Here is a 19,136-nt window from a genome sequence, read left to right as displayed (position 1 = left end):
ATTTGAGGCAAAAAGCAATGATTTGCCAAACGATATGGAAGGCAAACTTACATCTTTATTTGAAGCGGCTTCAAGTTGCAACAAACAAGAGATTGTTTCAACTCTAAAAGAAATTGTGCCACGCTGTAAATTTAAAGAATAATTTTTTCTTAAGGAGGCTTAACTTAGCTATGCCTTATGTTATTAAAAAAGCAACAATTGGAGATATAAAAGGAATTGCATCTCTTCACAAAGAGCAATTTCGAGATCATTTTTTAGGGCATTATCCTATATTTATTATAGAGAAATTTTATGAATCTTTTTTAGACACCCCTTTGTTCTTTGCGGCACTTCGAGAAAATAATGTAGTTGGATTTGTTATGGGAGGAGATTCCGCAAAACTACAAACATGTAAAAAAAATTTTATTAAGAAAAATCTCTTGATGATTTTATTATCTACTATATGTATACCCTCTCTATATATAGATGCTTTATACCGTGTAAAACAAATGAAGAATAAACCAATAGAAAAAAAAGTTCAAACCTCTTCTTCGAAATCTATTCGTCTTTTATCAATTGCTGTTTCGAAAGAAATGCAGGGAACAGATTTAGCTTCTACTCTTGTCAGTACTTTTGAACAACACTTAGAAGGAGTACTTCAATATGGCTTGTCGGTAAAAGATACAAATAAAAGGGCCATAAATTTTTACAAAAAAATGGGATTTCAATTAGAAAAAGAAGAAAACCATAGTTTTTACCTTATAAAAAAGTTAAGTTAAAGAATGGAGTTAAAAGTGAATATTTTACTTATCAATCACTATGCGGGATCTCCTGCAATGGGAATGGAATATCGTCCCTACTATATGGCAAAAGAATGGTTAAAACTTGGCCATAAAGTTACAATTGTAGCTGCATCTTTTTCTCATCTTCGTTCCCAACAACCTTACATAACATCTTCTATGCAAGAAGAAAAAATAGATGGAATTCGTTATGTATGGTTAAAAACACCTTCATATACTGGTAACGGATTGGGCAGAGTTAAGAATATGCTATGCTTTGTCGCAAAGCTATACAAATATTTGCCTCAAATAGCAAATAAAGACCGTCCTGACGTAATAATAGCATCGTCTACGTACCCTCTGGATATCTTCCCTGCACGCCATATAGCTAGATGTTTTGATGCTAAACTTATTTTTGAGGTTCATGACTTGTGGCCATTATCCCCAATGGAAATTGGAAATATGTCGCCTTTACATCCTTTTATATGGGTAATGCAACGTGGAGAAGATTATGCATGCAAATATGCAGATAAAATTGTTTCTATTCTACCCTTCGCAAACAAGCATCTAGCAACCAGAGGAATGAGCCCTAAGAAATTTGTTCATGTTCCTAACGGAATTAATGCGGACGAATGGCAAAACAACAACATTGAATTACCGCCAGAACATCAAACATTTTTTAAAGAACATCAAGGCTCTTTTTTCGTAGGATATGCGGGGAGTTTCGGTTTAGCAAATGCGTTACATTATTTAATAAGCGCAGCTCCTATGCTTCAAGATAAAAAAATAGTATTTGTACTTATAGGGCAAGGGGCAGAAAAAACTAACCTCATTCGTCTAACAAAGAAACTAAAAGTCGATAATGTATTCTTCTTGCCTACTATTTCTAAAATCGGCATTCCTTTATGCTTAAATAATTTTGATTGCTTAATCATGACGGCTAGGAGGAGCAAATTATGCCAATATGGTATTTCTTTAAACAAAATTTTTGATTATATGATGTCTGGACGACCTATAATAAATGCTATAGAAGCAGGAAACGACCCTGTAAAAGAAGCAGGATGCGGTTTATCTGTTGAAGCTGAAAACCCTGAGGCTATAGCAAAAGGGATTGTAAAAATATACAACATGACAGAAGAAGAACGACGTCACATGGGAGAAAAAGGCAAAAAGTATGTTTTAGAACATAACGCATATCCTGTATTAGCTGCTTCTTTTTTACATGCAATGGAAGAAAGGTGATTGCTATGGAGAATAAGAATTTTATGCCGTTTGCTTTACCAGACATTGGTCAAGAAGAAATAAATGAAGTTGTTGATTCATTACAATCCGGCTGGTTAACGACAGGGCCTAAAACTCGCCAGTTTGAAAAAGATTTCGCAAGTTATTTAGGTGGGAAGATACAGGCTTTAGCGGTAAGTTCTGCCACTGCAGGGCTACATCTAGCATTAGAAGCAGTTGGAATCAAACCTGGAGATGAAGTGATTACAACAACATATACATTCACTTCCACTGCAGAAGTTATTCGTTATTTAGGTGCACATCCGATTTTTGTTGATATTGATCCCCAAACGCTCAATATCAATACCAATCTTATTGAGAAAGCTATAACTCCTCACACAAAGGCTATCATCCCTGTTCATATTGCAGGATTACCCTGTAATATGAATTCCGTACTATCTCTTGCCCAAAGATATAATTTGAAGGTAATTGAAGACGCTGCACATGCTTTTCCCGTACGTTATCAAAATAAGTATGTAGGAACATTATCTTCTGATGTTGCTGTTTTCAGCTTCTACGCAACAAAAACTATTACCACAGGTGAGGGGGGAATGGTTGTTACAGCCAATCCCGAGATAGCAAAACGTTGCAGTATAATGCGGCTTCATGGAATTGATCGTGATGCATTTGACCGGTATACTTCTGAAAAACCATCTTGGTACTATGAAATAGTTGCCCCTGGTTTTAAATACAATATGACAGATATAGCTGCATCTATTGGCATTCATCAACTCAAAAAAGCTCAATCGTTTAAAGAAAAGCGAGCTGCCATTGCGAAACGATATCTTCAAGCCTTTGATGATCTTCCCATTATTCTTCCCCACTCTCCAGATGAAAGAGAAGACCATGCTTGGCATTTATTTGTTATTAGACTTACTCAAGACGCCCCCATTCAGCGAAATGCTTTTATTCAAAAAATGTCTGAAGCCGGAATAGGTTGTAGTGTCCACTTTATACCTCTGCATATGCAACCATATTGGCAGAACACATATCACTTACAAAATGATAGTTTTCCAGAAGCTACACATGCATATGAAAATGCAGTGAGTCTTCCGATTTATTCGAAAATGACTGATGAAGATGCCGATAAAGTAATTAAAACGGTTAGATCTATATTATTATCATGAAAAAAAAACGTCTCTTTGATTTGATCCTTGCTATACCTGGGCTTCTTGTATTAGCTCCAATACTTTTTTTTATCGCCGTATGGATCAAGTTAGATTCTAAGGGGCCTGTGCTTTTTAAGCAAAAAAGAGTGGGACATAAAGAGAAATACTTTTATGTATATAAATTTCGCACAATGGTTCCAGATGCTGAAAAAAAAGGATTACAACTCACAACCGCAGAAGATATAAGAGTCACCAGACCTGGGAAATTCTTAAGGAAGTATAAATTAGATGAACTTCCGCAACTTATCAATGTGCTCAAAGGAGAAATGAGCCTTGTAGGGCCTCGGCCAGAAGTACCTCGATATGTAGAACATTACCCTGATTCGATGCGGAAGATAATATTTTCTGTGCCTCCTGGAATTACTGATTTAGCTTCAATTGAATTTAAAGACGAAAATACGCTACTACAAGAATCAAGAAATCCAGAAGAAACATACATACGAGAGATACTTCCAATTAAGCTTACGTATTATACCGAGTATGTACGAAATAGGTCTGTAAAAGGGGATATAAAAATTATTTTAAAAACTATAAAGAGCCTTTTATGTTAGTAAAGAACAGGAGATAAATTCTAAATGAATAAAGTTATTTCACTCGTAGGCGCACGTCCGCAATTTATAAAAGAAGCCGTTATAGCATCTGAAGTATATAAAACCAACGCTTGGAACCATATACTGGTTCATTCAGGCCAACACTATGATGCCAACATGTCAGATCTTTTCTTTCAAGAGCTACAAATTCCAACTCCTCGATACTTTTTAGGAATCGGATCTTCTAGCCACGGCAAACAAACTGCAGCTGTGCTAGATAAATTTGAAGATATACTTCTTCAAGAAAGACCTGATATGATTCTTGTATATGGGGACACAAATACCACCATCGCAGGGGCTCTGGCTGCCGCAAAACTTAACATTCCCGTAGCTCATATTGAAGCAGGTATGCGCCAATATCCTAAAAATATGCCAGAAGAGGTCAATCGCGTAGTAACAGATCACTTATCATCTCTCCTCTTTTGTTGCTCTGAACTTTCTTATCAAAATCTCCAGCGAGAAAATATAACAAGCGGTGTTTATATTGCAGGAGACGTAATGTATGACCTTTTTCTTCGAATGAAACCACATTTTATGAAAAATAAGATGTTGCATAATCTGAACCTTCAAGAAGGCAAATATATACTTGTCACTTTACATCGAGATTTTAATGTTGATAACAAAGAGAATTTTCTTTCTATTCTCAGAGGGCTAAATGGTTTGATTGAAAGAACAAAACTTCCTATCATTTTCCCCATGCATCCAAGAACTCAAAAAAGAATAGAGGAATTAAACCTCACTAAATACGTTGACACTATGCACATTATCAAACCCGTCGGTTATTTGGAACTCATGGGACTTCTTGAAGGGTGTTCAAACGTTGTTACGGACAGTGGAGGCCTACAAAAAGAAGCATACTACGCAAAAAAGCAAGCAGCTGTAATTATGCCCGATACAGGATGGAAGGAAATCATAGAATCTGGTTGGAATCAACTTGTACCAGGAAACGCAGCAAAAGAACTTTTGCCTCGTATCTTAGAAAATAAATTTATAGCATATCCTGACAATCTCTACGGAGATGGAAATGCAGCAAAAGCTATTGTGAAAAATATTATGACATACTTGAATAAATGAGGTCCTTTAAAAACTATGAGAAAAAGAATTTGTCATATTACAACTGTACATTCCGCAAATGATATTCGAATATTCGCAAAAGAATGCCAATCATTGAGCCAGTCAGGCTATGAAGTATTTTTGGTTGCGCCAGAAACGCCTATGTCTTTAACAGATATCTCTGTGAAGGTAAAATTCATACACAAAGAACACGGTCGTTTTCTTCGTTTGATACGTGGCCAATGGCATGCCTTAAAAGAAGCAGTTAAACTAAAAGCTTCACTCTATCATTTTCATGACCCTGAACTTATTCTCATGGGGCTTATACTTAAATTTATAGGCAAAAAGGTAGTATATGACGTGCATGAAGACCTTCCTCGTCAAATACTCACTAAAGAATGGTTACCAAGTTGGAGTCGAAAGGGTATTGCATTCGCAGCAGAATTTGTTGAATGGATAGGAGCAAAATTTTTTGATGGCATTGTAATCGTTGCTCCCGTGCAGCAACATAGATTCCCTTCTCATAAAACTATTATGGTACAAAACTTTCCTATTCGTGAAGAGTTTTTAGAATTGGACTTAAAAAATTACTCAAACCGTCCTCCATATTTTGCTTACATTGGGGGGATAACAGTAATTCGTGGGATTAAAGAAATGGTAAAATCGTTAGAATACATGGCGAATTCTCAAGTAAACCTTATTCTTGCAGGAAAATTTAGCACTGAAAAATTATCTAGAGAAATTAAACTTCTCCATGGATGGAACAAAGTTCAATATGAAGGTTTTGTTGGTAGAAAAGAAGTTGTCGAAATATTAAAAAAAGCAAAAGCTGGGCTTGTACTTTTTCATCCGGTACCCAATCATATTGGGGCTCAACCTAATAAGTTTTTCGAATATATGTCTGCAGGAATTCCTATAATAGCATCAGACTTCCCTTTATGGAGGCAAATTGTAGAGGAAGCCAAGTGTGGCCTCCTCGTTGATCCTCTTAGTCCTAAAAAGATAGCAAAAGCAATGCAGTGGGTATTAGATCATCCAGAAGAAGCTCAAAAAATGGGAAGAAACGGTTTAAAAGCAATAGAAACAAAGTATAATTGGGACAATGAATGCAAAAAACTTATTATCTTCTATAAAAAGCTGTTTCAAAAGTAACGCACAAGAATAGCAAAAGAGGGGTCTAAATGGAAATAGAAAAACTAATAACTAAATATACAGGATATGATTCTTTTAAAAATAAAATAGAACACACTGGATTAATGGATGCCATTTATTCTAATACTGTAAGTTTTCTTTCTGATCCTAAATTTGCTTCTAAATTAGCTCAAAATTCTAATATCGTTGCTATTTTAGTCAATCCAGAAGATGCACAAAAAATTGATGTTGAAATAGAAAAAATTATTATAGAGAAACCTAAAAGTATTTTTTTCGATATCCATAATGAATTTTGTAAATTAAATGTATCACGTCAGGTAACTAAAATAGATCCCGATGCGAGCATAGCTTCATCAGCTTATGTTTCTCCTTATAATGTAAGTATAGAATCAGGAGTAATCATACATCCCCAAGCCGCCATACTAGATGGCGTGTCCATACAAAAAGGTACAATAATAGGGCCCGGAACAATTATTGGAACTCATGGTTTTCATTGTTATGATGATATCAATGGAAACAAAAAGAAAGTTTACCATGACGGGAAAGTCATTATAGGAGAAAATGTAGAGATCGGGTCTAATGTGTCAATAGATAAGGGACTGATGGGACGTGATACTATCATCGGTGATCATACTAAAATAGACAACTTAGTACACATAGCTCATAGAGTTCATATTGGATGCTCTTGTCTAGTAGCAGCAGGAGCTATCATATCTGGTTCTGTAACGACAGGAAACGACATCTGGATAGGCCCTGGGGCTACCATTTCTAACAGAATTACGCTAGGACACAACGCCCAAGTATTAATCGGATCAGTAGTAGTAAGAAATGTGAAGGATAACGAAAGAGTTTCAGGAAATTTCGCGATGGACCATTTTAAACGGATGTTAAGAACTCGCTCTAATATATAAATAAACAGCGATAGGGATGATTTGAATGCCAAGTATTGCTAGAATTGCCTATTATTTGCCTCAAAATATTTTAACAAATGAAGAACTAGAAAAAGAATATGAATCATGGTCTGCGAATAAAATCTACCGGAAGACAGGCATTGAAAACCGCCATATTGCCAATGAAGAAGCGACATCAGAAATGGCCGTAAAAGCAGCAGAAGCTCTCTTTAATTCGAGTCAAGATATTATAAAAGATAACATTGACTTTCTTCTTCTCTGTACGCAAAGTCCAGACTATTTTCTTCCAACAACGGCCTGTTTGGTACAAGAAAGACTCGGCTTGAAACAAACAATCGGAGCGTTAGATTTCAACCTTGGATGTTCCGGTTATATTTATGGATTGCTTTTAGCCACATCTTTGATGCAAGCAAAACACGTCCACGATGTATTACTGTTAACATCAGAAAAATATTGCCGCTATATTAATCCTCAAGATAAAAGTACGCGTACAATTTTTGGCGATGGAGCAACAGCTACACTTCTATCAGAAACTCAAGGAATGGCTACTCTTGATGCTTTCGATTGGGGAACAGATGGAGCTGGAGCCAAGAATCTTATCGTTCCAGCTGGTGGAGATGCATTGCATTGTTCCTCTGAAACAGCTAAGGAACAAGCTGATGCTAATGGTAATATCCGTTCTCTTGATAATCTATATATGAATGGCCCTGAAATCTTCACTTTTACATTAAATACAGTGCCTCTGACAATAGAACGAGTTTTAGCAAAAGCATCGTTAACAATGCAAGACATAGATTTTTTTGTTTTCCACCAAGCTAACAAGTTTATGCTTGAAACTCTTCGCGCAAAGCTGGATATTCCTGAAGAAAAATTTATTATCGATATGAAAGATTATGGGAATACTGTATCTAGTACAATTCCTATTGCTCTTGAAAACACTCGAATGAAAGGACTTTTTCATAACGGAGCAAAAATTCTCCTCGCTGGATTCGGTGTTGGATATTCATGGGGATCTGCCGTACTAACATGGAAGGAGTAATGAAACATGACATTGGAACAAAAGATAGCATTACTTGCAGAAACTATAGAAACTGATTCTAAAAATCTAATTTCTACTCGCTCTCTTGACTCTTTAGACGAATGGGACTCTCTGGCATTAATTTCTCTGATTGGAATGTTCAGTAAATCCTTTGGACGAAACATTTCTGTCGAAAAGTTAAAAGAATTTAAAATAGTTCAAGACATCCTAGATGAGATGCATGAATAACTTTAAAAACCTTTTTTCTCTCGAAGACAAGAAAATACTGGTAACCGGCGCATCTTCAGGAATAGGACAAGCTATAGCTATATGGATCAGCCGCATGGGAGGACAAGTAGCTCTTCTTGCACGATCTAAAGAAAAGCTTGAAAAGACATTTTCCTTGCTTGAAGGATGCAATCATAGAATTGTCCCTCTTGATTTGCTCTCTCAAGAATATGAGATTGAAGAGACAATCGACAATCTTATTCAGGAATGGGGACCTTTACATGGGATGGTACATAGTGCCGGACTTTATGTCATGTCTCCATTACGGAGTTTTCGTTATGAAGAAAGTGAAGAAATCTTTAAACTTAATTACAATGTTTTTCTTCTCTTGAGTAAATTCTTGGTAAAAAAAGGGAAAATGTTACCCCAAAGTAGTATTGTTGCTATTTCTTCTGTGGCCGGCTTGAAAGGAAATGTTGCCTTAAGTCTTTATGGGGCATCAAAAGCAGCCCTAATTTCTTCTATTCGGAGTCTTGCGTTAGAATACGCTTCGAAAGGAATCCGTTTTAATTCTATTTGCCCCGGATGGGTGGATACTCCAATGTTAAAAAGTACTCGAGAAAAACTGGGAGAAGAACTATTTGAACAAAATATAGTATCTTCTCACCCTCTAGGTCTTGGCACACCAAATGATATTGCCTACGCGGCCATCTATTTACTTTCAGATGCCAGTAGATGGGTTACTGGATCTAGCTTAATTATTGATGGTGGATATTCTTGTTAATATTTGAGGCGAATAAAATATGAAAACTTTACTTCAAAAAATTCAATCAAAAACAGCTTCCGTTGGTGTTATTGGCCTTGGTTATGTTGGCCTTCCTTTAGCTGTTGAAAAAGCAAAAGCCGGATTTCACGTAACTGGTTTTGATATTCAATCGGAGAAGGTCGAGAAAGTAAACAAGGGAGAAAACTACATAGGGGATATTATTCCCCAAGAGCTTAAAGATTTAGTCGCTTCGGGGCACTTGCGTGCTACCAGTGATTTTGTTGATATTGGCAAATGTGACGTCATTGCCATTTGTGTACCTACTCCATTAGATGTATTTAAACAGCCAGATCTTTCTTTTGTGGTGAGTTCTGCAAAGTCTGTTGCTGCCCACATACATAAAGAAATGCTTATAGTTTTAGAATCAACAACATATCCTGGCACAACAGAAGAAGTGCTTTTACCTCTGTTTGAAGAAAAAGGGTTAAAAGTAGGTGAAGACTTCTATCTTGCTTTTTCTCCAGAACGCGTAGACCCTGGGAATCATATTTATAAAACAAAAAACACGCCTAAAGTCGTTGGTGGATGTACACCTTTATGCACAAAACATGCAAAAGCTTTATACGAAGCCGTGCTTAATGCCCCTGTATGTGCTGTTTCGTCTCCCAAAGAAGCAGAGATGACGAAAATTCTTGAAAATACTTTCCGTATTGTTAACTGTGCCCTAGCCAATGAAATGGCTATCGTGTGCAATAAAATGGGTATTAATGTTTGGGAAGTTATTAATGCTGCGGCCACAAAACCCTTTGGTTTTGTCCCTTTCTTCCCAGGGCCTGGAGTTGGCGGGCATTGTATCCCCATAGACCCTTTCTACCTCACTTATAAAGCAAGAGCCTATGATTACCATACTCGTCTTATTGAACTTGCGGGAGAAATTAACGACTCTATGCCTGAACACGTTGTAGAACGGCTTATGAACCTTCTTAACGAACAGGCTAAGCCCCTTAAAAACAGCACTGTTCTTCTTTGTGGTGTGGCTTATAAGGGAGATATTGACGACCTTCGAGAATCTCCAGCCCTAAAGATTTGGCAGCTTCTTGAAAAAAAGGGAGCTATCGTTAGTTATTACGACCCTTGTTGCCCCTCTGTAATGTGGAATGGCAAGAAAGTACTTTCTACACCTCTTACAAAAGAGGTTGTACAAAAAGCAGATGTAGTAATCATCACAACAGCTCATAAAGAAAATGTTGATTATCAGCTTATTGTGGAGAATGCTCAATTAATCTTCGATACCAAAAATATTTTAAGTCAAATTCTTAACATAAAACCAGAAACATTAGAAACTTTACATATTTTATAAAAAGGAGTTATCCATTATGTATAAGTTCGCCCTGCTTGGCTGCGGCCGAATCAGCAAAAATCATATAGAAGCTTTAGCAAAATTAAAAGAAGAAGGCAAAGCAGAAATCGTTGCCTGTTGCGATCTTGTTCGAGAAAAGGCAGATACTGTGGCTTCTCAAACAGGGTGCGTTCCCTATTACGATTATGCATCAATGCTTAACGATGGAAAGTTTGACATCGTTTCGATTTGCACTCCTTCTGGCCTCCATCCAGACCACGTTATAATGGCAGCACATGCGGGGAAACATGTTCTTAGCGAAAAACCGGCAGGCACATCTTTAAAATCAGTAGATGCGGCTATAGAAGCATGTGATAAAGCACACGTCTATTATCTTGTAGTGAAACAAAACCGTTTTAACAAAACCATTCAACTTTTGCGTAAAGCTCTTGAAGCCAATCGCTTTGGTCAGATTTATATGATTACATCTAATGTATTCTGGACCCGCCCACAAGATTACTATGACCAAGCCAAATGGAGAGGAACTTGGGATTTTGATGGCGGCTGCCTTTCAAACCAAGCCGCTCATTATGTGGATATGGTTCAGTGGATGGGCGGCTCTGTAGAAAAGGTGAGCGCCTTCAGTTCTACTCTTGCGCGGCGTATTGAAGCAGAAGACACTATAGTTGTGAATATCAAATTCAGAAGTGGTGCTCTTGGCTCTATAAATGTCACTACCCTTACCTACCCCAAAAACCTTGAGGGCAGCATCACTATTCTCGGAGAAAAGGGAACGGTACGAATTGGCGGAGTCGCCATGAATAAAATTGAAACATGGCAGTTTGCCGATAGCGATCCTATGGACGAAGCTATTAATGTCGTTAACACTAACCCCAAGAGTGTCTATGGTTCTGGACACCTTGATTACTATGGACACGTTATAGATGTTCTCGACAGCAAAGCAGATCCCATAGTTACAGGGCGTGAGGCACGAAAAACTGTGGAGATTATTGAAGCAGCTTATGAGGGTATTTAAACAGAAATATGCGGATTAAGAGAGAAAATTAAAATGAGAATTACCATAAAAAAAACCCGCCTTCTAATGATTCTTTTATATTTTCTTATAAAAGGATCATTAGACTTTATATATTGCTCATATATAGTTCCGATGTGGGGATATATGGGATTTACTTTATGTAAAACTAATGAAGCTATCATTTTTTCATATATTTACGTATTTTTACTCTCTATAAGTATCCCTGTAAAAATCAAAACTCCATCCGACTTTTTTTTACACCTACTAGTTTTATGTCCACTTATGCCCATGCTCACGATCTATGCTTTTTCATTTGCTACCCACAGGTATATGATGATATGTATTATTTCTTTCTTCATTGTTTGGTTATGTGTAAAAATACCCTTTCAATTGGTTATTTCTAAATCGTTACATAAGGGGTATAAAATTGCACTTTGCATTTCCGCCTTTTTTGTCGTTCTTGTAACAATCCATATTATTGCAAAAGAAGGATTACATTTTTTTAATTTAAATCTATCAAAAGTCTATGAATTTCGCAGAGCTTCCGCTCAGACAGTTGCTCAGGGTTTTTTTGCATATCTCAATAATTGGGTTTTTAAAGTTTTTAACATGTTTCTTCTTACGTGGGCGCTATATAAAAATAAGAAGATTTTTATTATTATTTCTCTCTTATTGCAAGTTTTCTTCTTTGCTATCTCTGCCCATAAATCTGTATTATTTTCCCCAATTCTTATTTTATTAATACGATACATAAGCTCTAAAAAGCAACTACCCGTTCTCTTTCCGTTTTTCTATTTGACAGGGATTGGGTGCTCTTTAAACATATTCTTGCTTTTTAATAATATATGGCCTTTAAGTCTTATCGTAAGAAGAGCTCTTTTTGTACCTGCTTTTTTAAATTTCAAGTACTATTTATTCTTTCAAAATAACCCTTTAATATACTTTTCTAACAGTGTTTTTATAAAGAGATTAATTCACTACCCATATGATATTCCTGTTCCCTTGCTAATAAGTGAATTTATAGGCCATAATCCTGAATCGTGGGCAAATACAGGTTTTTTAGGGGCAGGATACGCTCAACTAAGTTATTTAGGCATAATAGTATACTCAGTGTTAATAGGTTTTATTTTAAGGATTGTAAATAATTCTACTAAGACCTATCCATTCTGGGTCGGCTCGTCATTAATAGCTATTCCAATATTTTCCGTGTTCACTAGTTCTGACTTAACTACAGGTCTTCTTACCCATGGTCTAGCTCTTGGAATTTTTTTACTTTGGCTAATAAAGACAAACATTGCGAAATCGACTTAAGTTGTATCTACGTCAATGATGTAGATACAGAAAATTTAGTCCCTTGTTTTTTATTCGTGTTCTTGGGATGGCTTTCGTCGTCATAAATAAAATTCTATACACTACCATTCAGAGACGAAAAAACACCTCATAGCAATTTTACTTATTGAATTAATGTTAATTTTTTAATCCACATTAAAAATCCTCATCCACATTTCTACCATAACAAACTTAAATCTCATTTCGTCATTAGATTTATTTTTAAAAATATCTTGTATCTGTTCCATATTAAAATATTTTCTACTCTTAGGATTGTCCAATAGATTCTCCTGGAAATAACCATTTAGTTCGTTGAGCCATTTTTCTTGAGGAACACTAAATCCTAATTTATTTTTTCTGTATACTACATTTTGAGGCATTTTATCTTCCATATACTTTCTCAAAGGAGCTTTTGTCCAACCATTCCGTAATTTATAATTCGTGGGCAAGCTTGCCGCTTTTTGAACAAATTCATGATCTAAAAATGGAACCCGCGTTTCTATTGAATGTGCCATCGAATTCCTATCTTCATATCTTAATAAATGCGAAATGAAGCTGAATAATTCGCCATTTTGAGCTTCCATCGTTGTCTTGAATCCCAATAAATTATCCACTATATTTTCATTTATAAATTTTGAAACAAAATTTATATCTATAAAATCTACTTTTTTTAGTTTTAATATTTTTCTCCTAACATTTAAGTTATTGAAATAAAGCAAATATTCTGCAAGGCTCTTGCAGCTTAGTCTCGAGTTTTTATTAGCTAAAATAAACGCTCTAATCGCTTCTAAAATTTTGAAATCTTTAATTTTTTCCTTTAATGCATATGCGTAAAATCTCTCATAGCCTAAAAGGGTTTCGTCCCCTCCTTGTCCATCCAGTAGAACCTTCACTCCGCTTTCCTTAGCTGCTTCCATTACACACCAACCTGCAAACACACTAAGGCTTGCAAAAGGTTCGTCTTGATGCCATACTAAAGATTCAAAATCTCTTTTGATCTTGTCTGCATGAGGTTTGACTTTTAAATTGCTACATTCTGAATTCTTGACAACTAAATCGCTGAAAAATCTTTCATCTATTTCTTTAGCATAATCATAACAAGATGTAAACGTTTTAAACTTTTTAAGATCGTAATTTTCGTCTTCCTTCAGCAGTTGTCTACATGCTAAAGTAACAATGCTAGATGAATCGAGTCCTCCGCTGAGACAGCTCCCAACCTCTACATCGCTTCTAAGTCTCATCTTGATACTATTTTCTAGAAGCTTTCCTAAATCATCACTTTCATCTCGAAAACTTCTATACTCGTTACATATTTCATTGTTCAGTGCCCAATATTTATATTTTTTAAAGTTATAAGCATTATCATTTAACGATACGTTCAAAGAGATATTTTGCCCTCCTTTCAAAACATATATGTCTTCAAAAAAGGTTTCCTCTGAAAAATCATGAAAACCATAGAAAAGAAAAGCAAATAATATTTTTTCGTTTACCCTAGGTTTAATTCCATATGCTAATAACTGTTTTATTTCTGATCCAAAAATAAAATTATTGTTATCAAAGTAAAAATAAAATGGTTTTTCCCCAAACCTATCTCTAGAGCAAAATATTTTTTGATTTTTACTATCCCATATGGCAAATGCCCACATGCCATTAAAATGCGTTACACAATCTTCTCCCCAATGATCATACGCTTTTATTATTACCTCTGTATCTCCACTTGTTTCAAACTCGTAACCTAATCTCTGCAACTCATCTCTAAGTTCTACATAATTGTAGATTTCGCCATTATATGTTATTACGCAGTTTAAATAAGTCATTGGTTGGTGGCTTTTAGCAGAGATATCTATGACACTCAGTCTCCTATGTCCTAATCCAAGAAAATAATCGTTTTCATAAAGCTTTTCTAACGGGGGAAAAGCAAGCTTTTTTACATCTTCACAAGAGTCCTCCCCAAAAGCAAAATTTTGGTAATTTCTTCCACATAAATAAAAACCTTCATCATCCGGTCCTCTATGTTTTATTATATCTGTCATATTTTTTAATTTTTTAACATTTAGTTTATTACCCATACTCAAAATACCTGAAATGCCGCACATATTGACACTCTCCTCTTAGGCTTGAATAAAATCTCACAATCAATTAGCCTTTTTATGCGAATCTTAATTTTTGAATAATTCGCCAAATATATCTCAAAATTCATATTAATTATTTAAGCTAAACAATACTTGCTCTTTTACTTGTTTTATTTCTTCTTCGTTTATAGTCTGATTGAATAATCATATATTCCCTGCTAATTTGCACTAGAACACAATAACTTTATTTATGTCGTCTCCTCATCTTAGTTTATTCCAAAGAACCCAAATAGCATAAAGCATACACGAAAAACACCAAGCGCTAACTCTAAGGAAAGCTGACTTCGAGAAAAAATAAAGCGTAGCCATCGGAACAACAAGTAAGGCCACAGCAAAAAGCTCTCTTATAATTTGTCCTACATACTTATTTAATTTTTCCCCTATTAAGTTCATAATTATTAAGAGGTATAAAAAGTATACTATGACATTGCAAGCGCTATAAATAATAATGGGAGTGTATGTACTTTTAAATAGACTCCCAATCCACAAGGAAAAAATGCTCGCAAGAAGCATAAAGCCCTGAAATATCGTCAAAAATCTTTGTCTATTCAATATCAAAAAAGCAGAAGAGATAGGGGATGATACAAATTGCATCCACAAGTAAGGCGCCAGAAATAAAGTGTAATAACCAGCGATCTCCCACTCTCTTCCTAAAAGCAAAGGAAAAAGAACTGGAGCAATAAATCCTAAAGATAAAATAGGGAAGGTTCCAAACGTAAGAAGCGTTTTAAAAACCTGCAAAGTCATCTCCGCTAGTTGATTTTCTCTTTGTGCAACAACTGCTCGTTGATAATAAACTTGCCCTATAGATTGACCTAAAAAACTCGCAGGCAACTGGAGAACTCTCATACTCATAGCAAACCATCCAGTTACACTTGGAGAAAAAAACGAAGATAGGAGGAGGGGGGTTATTTGAACACTTAAACAATCGAGCATTGTCCCCCATGTTCGATAAAGGGGGAAGCTTATGTATTCCTTAGCAACATAAACCATATTATTTTTACTTATGTTCTTTAAGGAGGATTGATTTATCGTATTGCGAAAAAGAGTCGGAATACCGAAGGTTAAACCAACAATATGCCCCCATAAAAGGCCAGAAGGAGTAAGCCCCATAACCCCCATAAAAATACTCGTCATCGCTCCAAAAATTTTTTGAGTTACTTTTGTTCGTGCAATGGCTGGATAAGCTTTAAAACGAAGAGCAAAATAAGTCATTATTCTATAAAGCCCCATGAAAAACACGCCTAAAGGGAAAAGCCACAGGTACGGTGTTATTGCCCCCCATCCCCATTTAACTAAAAAAATACTTGCCTTAAAATAGATAAAGAGAGCTAAGGAACACACTACTCCAACATGCACCAAACAACTTAAAGCGAGGATGTTTATGGCTGATACATCTTCTTTAGGTAATGGAATAGCTAAATGATACGATAAGCTAGTAAATGCGCCTAGAATGCTCAACAACGCCATATATATTGCAAGGACACCGAAATCTGCTGGAGAATAAAGCCGGGATAAAATAGGGGTTACAAGAACATAAATAGCTTGACTAATGATTGTACCTCCAGCTAAAAGAAAAACACTTTTAGCTGCTGATCCTGATTCAAACTTATTTTTTAATAATTCAAGAAACTTTCTAAAAAAACTTATTATCATTTTCAAATCTCCAACTCTATTCATAAACATGCACCATTAAAAATTAACATAGGTCACTCCCAGAGCGCCCATGATCTCTTTGCTTCAAAACTTCCTAAATTTTTAACTTAATATTATTTTGGGAATATTTCCTTTTCTCGAAAATATTCCCGCGCCAAGCGCCTTGCTTCTTCAACGTTTTTCTCTTTTATCAAACCTTTTATTTTATAGAGGAGAAGAGACTCCGAATATACATAAGAACATAAGCTATGCTCTGTTGCAGATAAAAAAGTAGAACATCTTTCTTTTGTTAAAAGAAGAGAAAATAATGTTGGCTTTTTTTGTAATAATTTAGAAATAATAAATTTGCCTATTATATCTCTGTAATGGGATGCATCATAGAATAAACCCCTATCTTTAGTAAGATTGTTTATAAAAGCAAAATCGTAATAATCTGCCATTTCCGCAACACGTTTTTTTACACTCTTAAAATTATCATATTGCTCTGTCACCCAGATAAGCGACAAAAGATCGGCCGAAATAGGGTTAAAAAATAGTACAAGATCAATTTCTTCTGCACGAGCTATCTTAATAATTTTTTCTAAACATGTAAAACTTTCGTCGCATAAAGAAACCTGCTGATATGTTTTAAAAAAACTTATTAATGTATGTATGTAAGCATCTTCATTCGTTCCTAATGCACTACCTCTCTTAACATCCCACCCTTTATTGAATAAAATAGTATCTGCATCTTCTTGGCTTTTCAATATAGTAGGCTTTATCATCCCGCGAAGCCCCGCCGTCTCTTGCATTTTAAACATCATATATGAAAGCCAATTACTAGCAATTTTATTCAAACGTACTTGAGAGAAACCCTGTCGAGAATCATAGAAATTATGAGAATCAAATTGGAAAAAGTCTAATCCTAAATAGACTTTTTTAGGCTTATGAACCTTTATCATAAAGTTAAGATATTGATAAGCATCTCGTATAGATAGGGAACTCATACCCATGTTATAAACTTTCACGCTTTTATCAGGATAATCATCAGGACATAAACCTACGTAAACCCGAGACGAGCCTAGAAAAACTACATCTGGTTTTATTAGACGATATTCGTACGGTTTAAAAAAATCTAAATGAGCTGGCTGAGATACTTTATAATTATTAAATCCTTTTATTATAGGGAAATGCCATATTCCCAAGGGATCTACTATAATCAGGCTGCCCCAAAAAAATAACAGTCCGACTCCTACTAGAAAAAGCCAAAGGTGAACCAATCGTTTATTTTTCATAGCAATACCTCAAAATTGGAAATAAAGGAATTCTGTTGGTTTCGTACCTATGAGTATCACTGCAAGCAAAAAAACAAACGCCGCTACAGCAATTTTCATTTTTGATAAAGAACGTCGCCCCGTATTACCACTTGTTCCGTGGAAAGAAATCATTTCCCAAGATTGAGGCATAAACAAACAGATAAAGAGACAAAGCACCAATTCCGGAAAATGCATCCCTCGCAATAACGATACATTTAAAGAAGGAATCCCTTGAAAACCTACCATCGCTTTTATTATGGTGTAAGTTTGTGCAAGAGAATGAGATCTAAAAAAGACCCATCCCAAAGTAACGGGGAAAAACGTTGCAACCCATTTCAAAAATCTAGGGTTTTTGCTTAAATTATGTCTTTTCAAAAAAGCTGACAAAACTTTATGCCCTAAAAGTAACAAGCCATGGTAAAACCCCCAAAAGACGAACGTCCATGAAGCACCATGCCATAACCCTCCAAGAGTCATCGTCACTAGCAAATTTTTATACTGGCTTAATTTTCCCTTTCTATTTCCTCCGAGAGGTATATAAAGATAGTCTCTCAAGAAACTCGATAGAGTAATATGCCAACGTCTCCAAAAATCTGTAATAGAAAGAGCTTTATATGGAGAATTAAAGTTTATGGGAAGACTAATATTAAATAAATTCCCCAAACCTAGGGCCATGTCTGAGTAACCACTAAAATCGAAATATATCTGAAAAGTATAGGCAAGAGCACCACTCCATGCAGACCAGAAATGTAATGGCCCTGTCTTATCAAAAACTTCGGCAACCCAAGGCGATAAGGAATCTGCTATTACAACCTTCTTAGCTAAACCTATCGAAAAAAGGAAGAGACCAAGTGCAATATTTTTATAGTCCACTACAAATGTTCTTTTTTGATAAAAATAAGGAACTATCTCAGTGTATCGAACTATAGGGCCCGCTATCAGCTGCGGGAAGAAAGAGACGAATAATGAATAGTTCAATAGAGAAGGATTTGTGATCTCCCCTTTATATATTTCTATTAAAAAAGCTATCTGTTGAAAAGTGAAAAAAGAGATACCTAATGGAAGGAATATATCTCTATTCACCCAATGAGAGTGAGCTAGAGCATATACATTACTCATTAAGAAATTTCCGTATTTAAAGTACGCAATCCATAAAAGGTTTACAGCTACTCCAAAGAATAAAAAGTACTGTCTATATACATTTTCCCTATTGAGGGCTTTTCCTATCCCGAAATTAAATATTATAGAAAAAAGCAACAAGAAAACGAAAGGGGGATTCCAATAGGCATAGAAACAAAAAGAGGAAATTGTTAACCACACCAAAGCCACTGATAAAAGCCTATATGATGAAAACAGCCTAAAACCTAGCCATACAACTGGAACAAACAGAAATATAAAACTATAGGAATTAAATAGCATTATT

General features: G+C 35.5%; 17 protein-coding genes. 13 read left to right on the top strand and 4 right to left on the bottom strand.

The features are described from left to right. Positions 1 to 170 precede the first annotated feature (170 nt). From B4J50_RS09650 to B4J50_RS09590, 13 genes are read left to right on the top strand one after another with little or no spacing between them, the layout of a single operon-like run. A complete protein-coding gene (locus B4J50_RS09650; RefSeq protein WP_286954147.1) occupies positions 171 to 758 on the top strand; it encodes a GNAT family N-acetyltransferase in 588 nt (195 codons plus the stop codon). Between the two features lie 3 nt (positions 759 to 761). Further along, a complete protein-coding gene (locus tag B4J50_RS09645; RefSeq protein ID WP_286954146.1) occupies positions 762 to 2,000 on the top strand; it encodes a glycosyltransferase family 4 protein in 1,239 nt (412 codons plus the stop codon). 23 nt (positions 2,001 to 2,023) lie between these two features. Beyond that, complete coding sequence (locus B4J50_RS09640) at positions 2,024 to 3,166, top strand: DegT/DnrJ/EryC1/StrS family aminotransferase (RefSeq protein WP_286954143.1); 1,143 nt, start codon at positions 2,024 to 2,026, stop codon at positions 3,164 to 3,166. Beyond that, complete coding sequence (locus B4J50_RS09635; RefSeq protein WP_286954142.1) at positions 3,163 to 3,759, top strand: sugar transferase; 597 nt, start codon at positions 3,163 to 3,165, stop codon at positions 3,757 to 3,759. The genes B4J50_RS09640 and B4J50_RS09635 overlap by 4 nt, the downstream gene beginning before the upstream one ends. A gap of 24 nt (positions 3,760 to 3,783) precedes the next feature. Then, positions 3,784 to 4,872: a non-hydrolyzing UDP-N-acetylglucosamine 2-epimerase gene (gene wecB, locus B4J50_RS09630; protein ID WP_286954141.1), complete on the top strand. Its 1,089-nt coding sequence runs from the start codon at positions 3,784 to 3,786 to the stop codon at positions 4,870 to 4,872. Positions 4,873 to 4,887: 15 nt separating this feature from the next. Continuing rightward, positions 4,888 to 6,003, top strand: coding sequence for a glycosyltransferase family 4 protein (locus B4J50_RS09625; protein ID WP_286954139.1), 1,116 nt, complete (start codon positions 4,888 to 4,890; stop codon positions 6,001 to 6,003). Positions 6,004 to 6,032: 29 nt separating this feature from the next. Beyond that, positions 6,033 to 6,914 (top strand): hypothetical protein, encoded by an 882-nt coding sequence (locus B4J50_RS09620; protein WP_286954137.1) that lies wholly within the window; start codon positions 6,033 to 6,035, stop codon positions 6,912 to 6,914. 25 nt (positions 6,915 to 6,939) lie between these two features. Then, positions 6,940 to 7,953 (top strand): 3-oxoacyl-ACP synthase III family protein, encoded by a 1,014-nt coding sequence (locus B4J50_RS09615; RefSeq protein WP_286954135.1) that lies wholly within the window; start codon positions 6,940 to 6,942, stop codon positions 7,951 to 7,953. A 6-nt stretch (positions 7,954 to 7,959) separates the two neighbouring features. Then, entirely contained in the window at positions 7,960 to 8,181 is a 222-nt protein-coding gene (locus tag B4J50_RS09610; RefSeq protein WP_286954132.1) for an acyl carrier protein, read from the top strand. Beyond that, a complete protein-coding gene (locus B4J50_RS09605) occupies positions 8,174 to 8,944 on the top strand; it encodes an SDR family NAD(P)-dependent oxidoreductase (RefSeq protein ID WP_286954131.1) in 771 nt (256 codons plus the stop codon). Before B4J50_RS09610 ends, B4J50_RS09605 begins: the two co-directional genes overlap by 8 nt. 19 nt (positions 8,945 to 8,963) lie before the next feature. Further along, positions 8,964 to 10,286 carry a nucleotide sugar dehydrogenase gene (locus B4J50_RS09600; protein WP_286954129.1) on the top strand — a complete coding sequence of 441 codons (1,323 nt, stop codon included), beginning with the start codon at positions 8,964 to 8,966 and terminating at the stop codon, positions 10,284 to 10,286. Between the two features lie 16 nt (positions 10,287 to 10,302). Further along, on the top strand, positions 10,303 to 11,301 hold the full coding sequence (locus B4J50_RS09595) for a Gfo/Idh/MocA family protein (RefSeq protein WP_286954127.1): 999 nt from the start codon (positions 10,303 to 10,305) through the stop codon (positions 11,299 to 11,301). A 33-nt stretch (positions 11,302 to 11,334) separates the two neighbouring features. Then, on the top strand, positions 11,335 to 12,612 hold the full coding sequence (locus B4J50_RS09590; protein ID WP_286934265.1) for an O-antigen polymerase: 1,278 nt from the start codon (positions 11,335 to 11,337) through the stop codon (positions 12,610 to 12,612). Positions 12,613 to 12,776: 164 nt separating this feature from the next. Here the strand turns inward: B4J50_RS09590 and asnB are convergent, their stop codons facing one another. From asnB to B4J50_RS09570, 4 genes are all read right to left on the bottom strand, one after another. Further along, positions 12,777 to 14,726, bottom strand: coding sequence for an asparagine synthase (glutamine-hydrolyzing) (gene asnB, locus B4J50_RS09585; RefSeq protein WP_286954125.1), 1,950 nt, complete (start codon positions 14,724 to 14,726; stop codon positions 12,777 to 12,779). A 237-nt stretch (positions 14,727 to 14,963) separates the two neighbouring features. Then, a complete protein-coding gene (locus B4J50_RS09580; RefSeq protein ID WP_286934267.1) occupies positions 14,964 to 16,418 on the bottom strand; it encodes an oligosaccharide flippase family protein in 1,455 nt (484 codons plus the stop codon). 113 nt (positions 16,419 to 16,531) lie between these two features. After that, positions 16,532 to 17,692 carry a hypothetical protein gene (locus tag B4J50_RS09575; protein ID WP_286954124.1) on the bottom strand — a complete coding sequence of 387 codons (1,161 nt, stop codon included), beginning with the start codon at positions 17,690 to 17,692 and terminating at the stop codon, positions 16,532 to 16,534. 9 nt (positions 17,693 to 17,701) lie between these two features. Continuing rightward, on the bottom strand, positions 17,702 to 19,132 hold the full coding sequence (locus tag B4J50_RS09570; RefSeq protein ID WP_286954123.1) for an MBOAT family O-acyltransferase: 1,431 nt from the start codon (positions 19,130 to 19,132) through the stop codon (positions 17,702 to 17,704). Positions 19,133 to 19,136 lie beyond the last annotated feature (4 nt).

This window comes from Aminobacterium sp. UBA4908 (genome assembly GCF_002398115.1).
GTDB lineage: Bacteria > Synergistota > Synergistia > Synergistales > Aminobacteriaceae > Aminobacterium > Aminobacterium mobile.
Note: the sequence above shows the minus strand (reverse complement) of the source record. Positions and strands in the feature narration are given on the sequence as shown.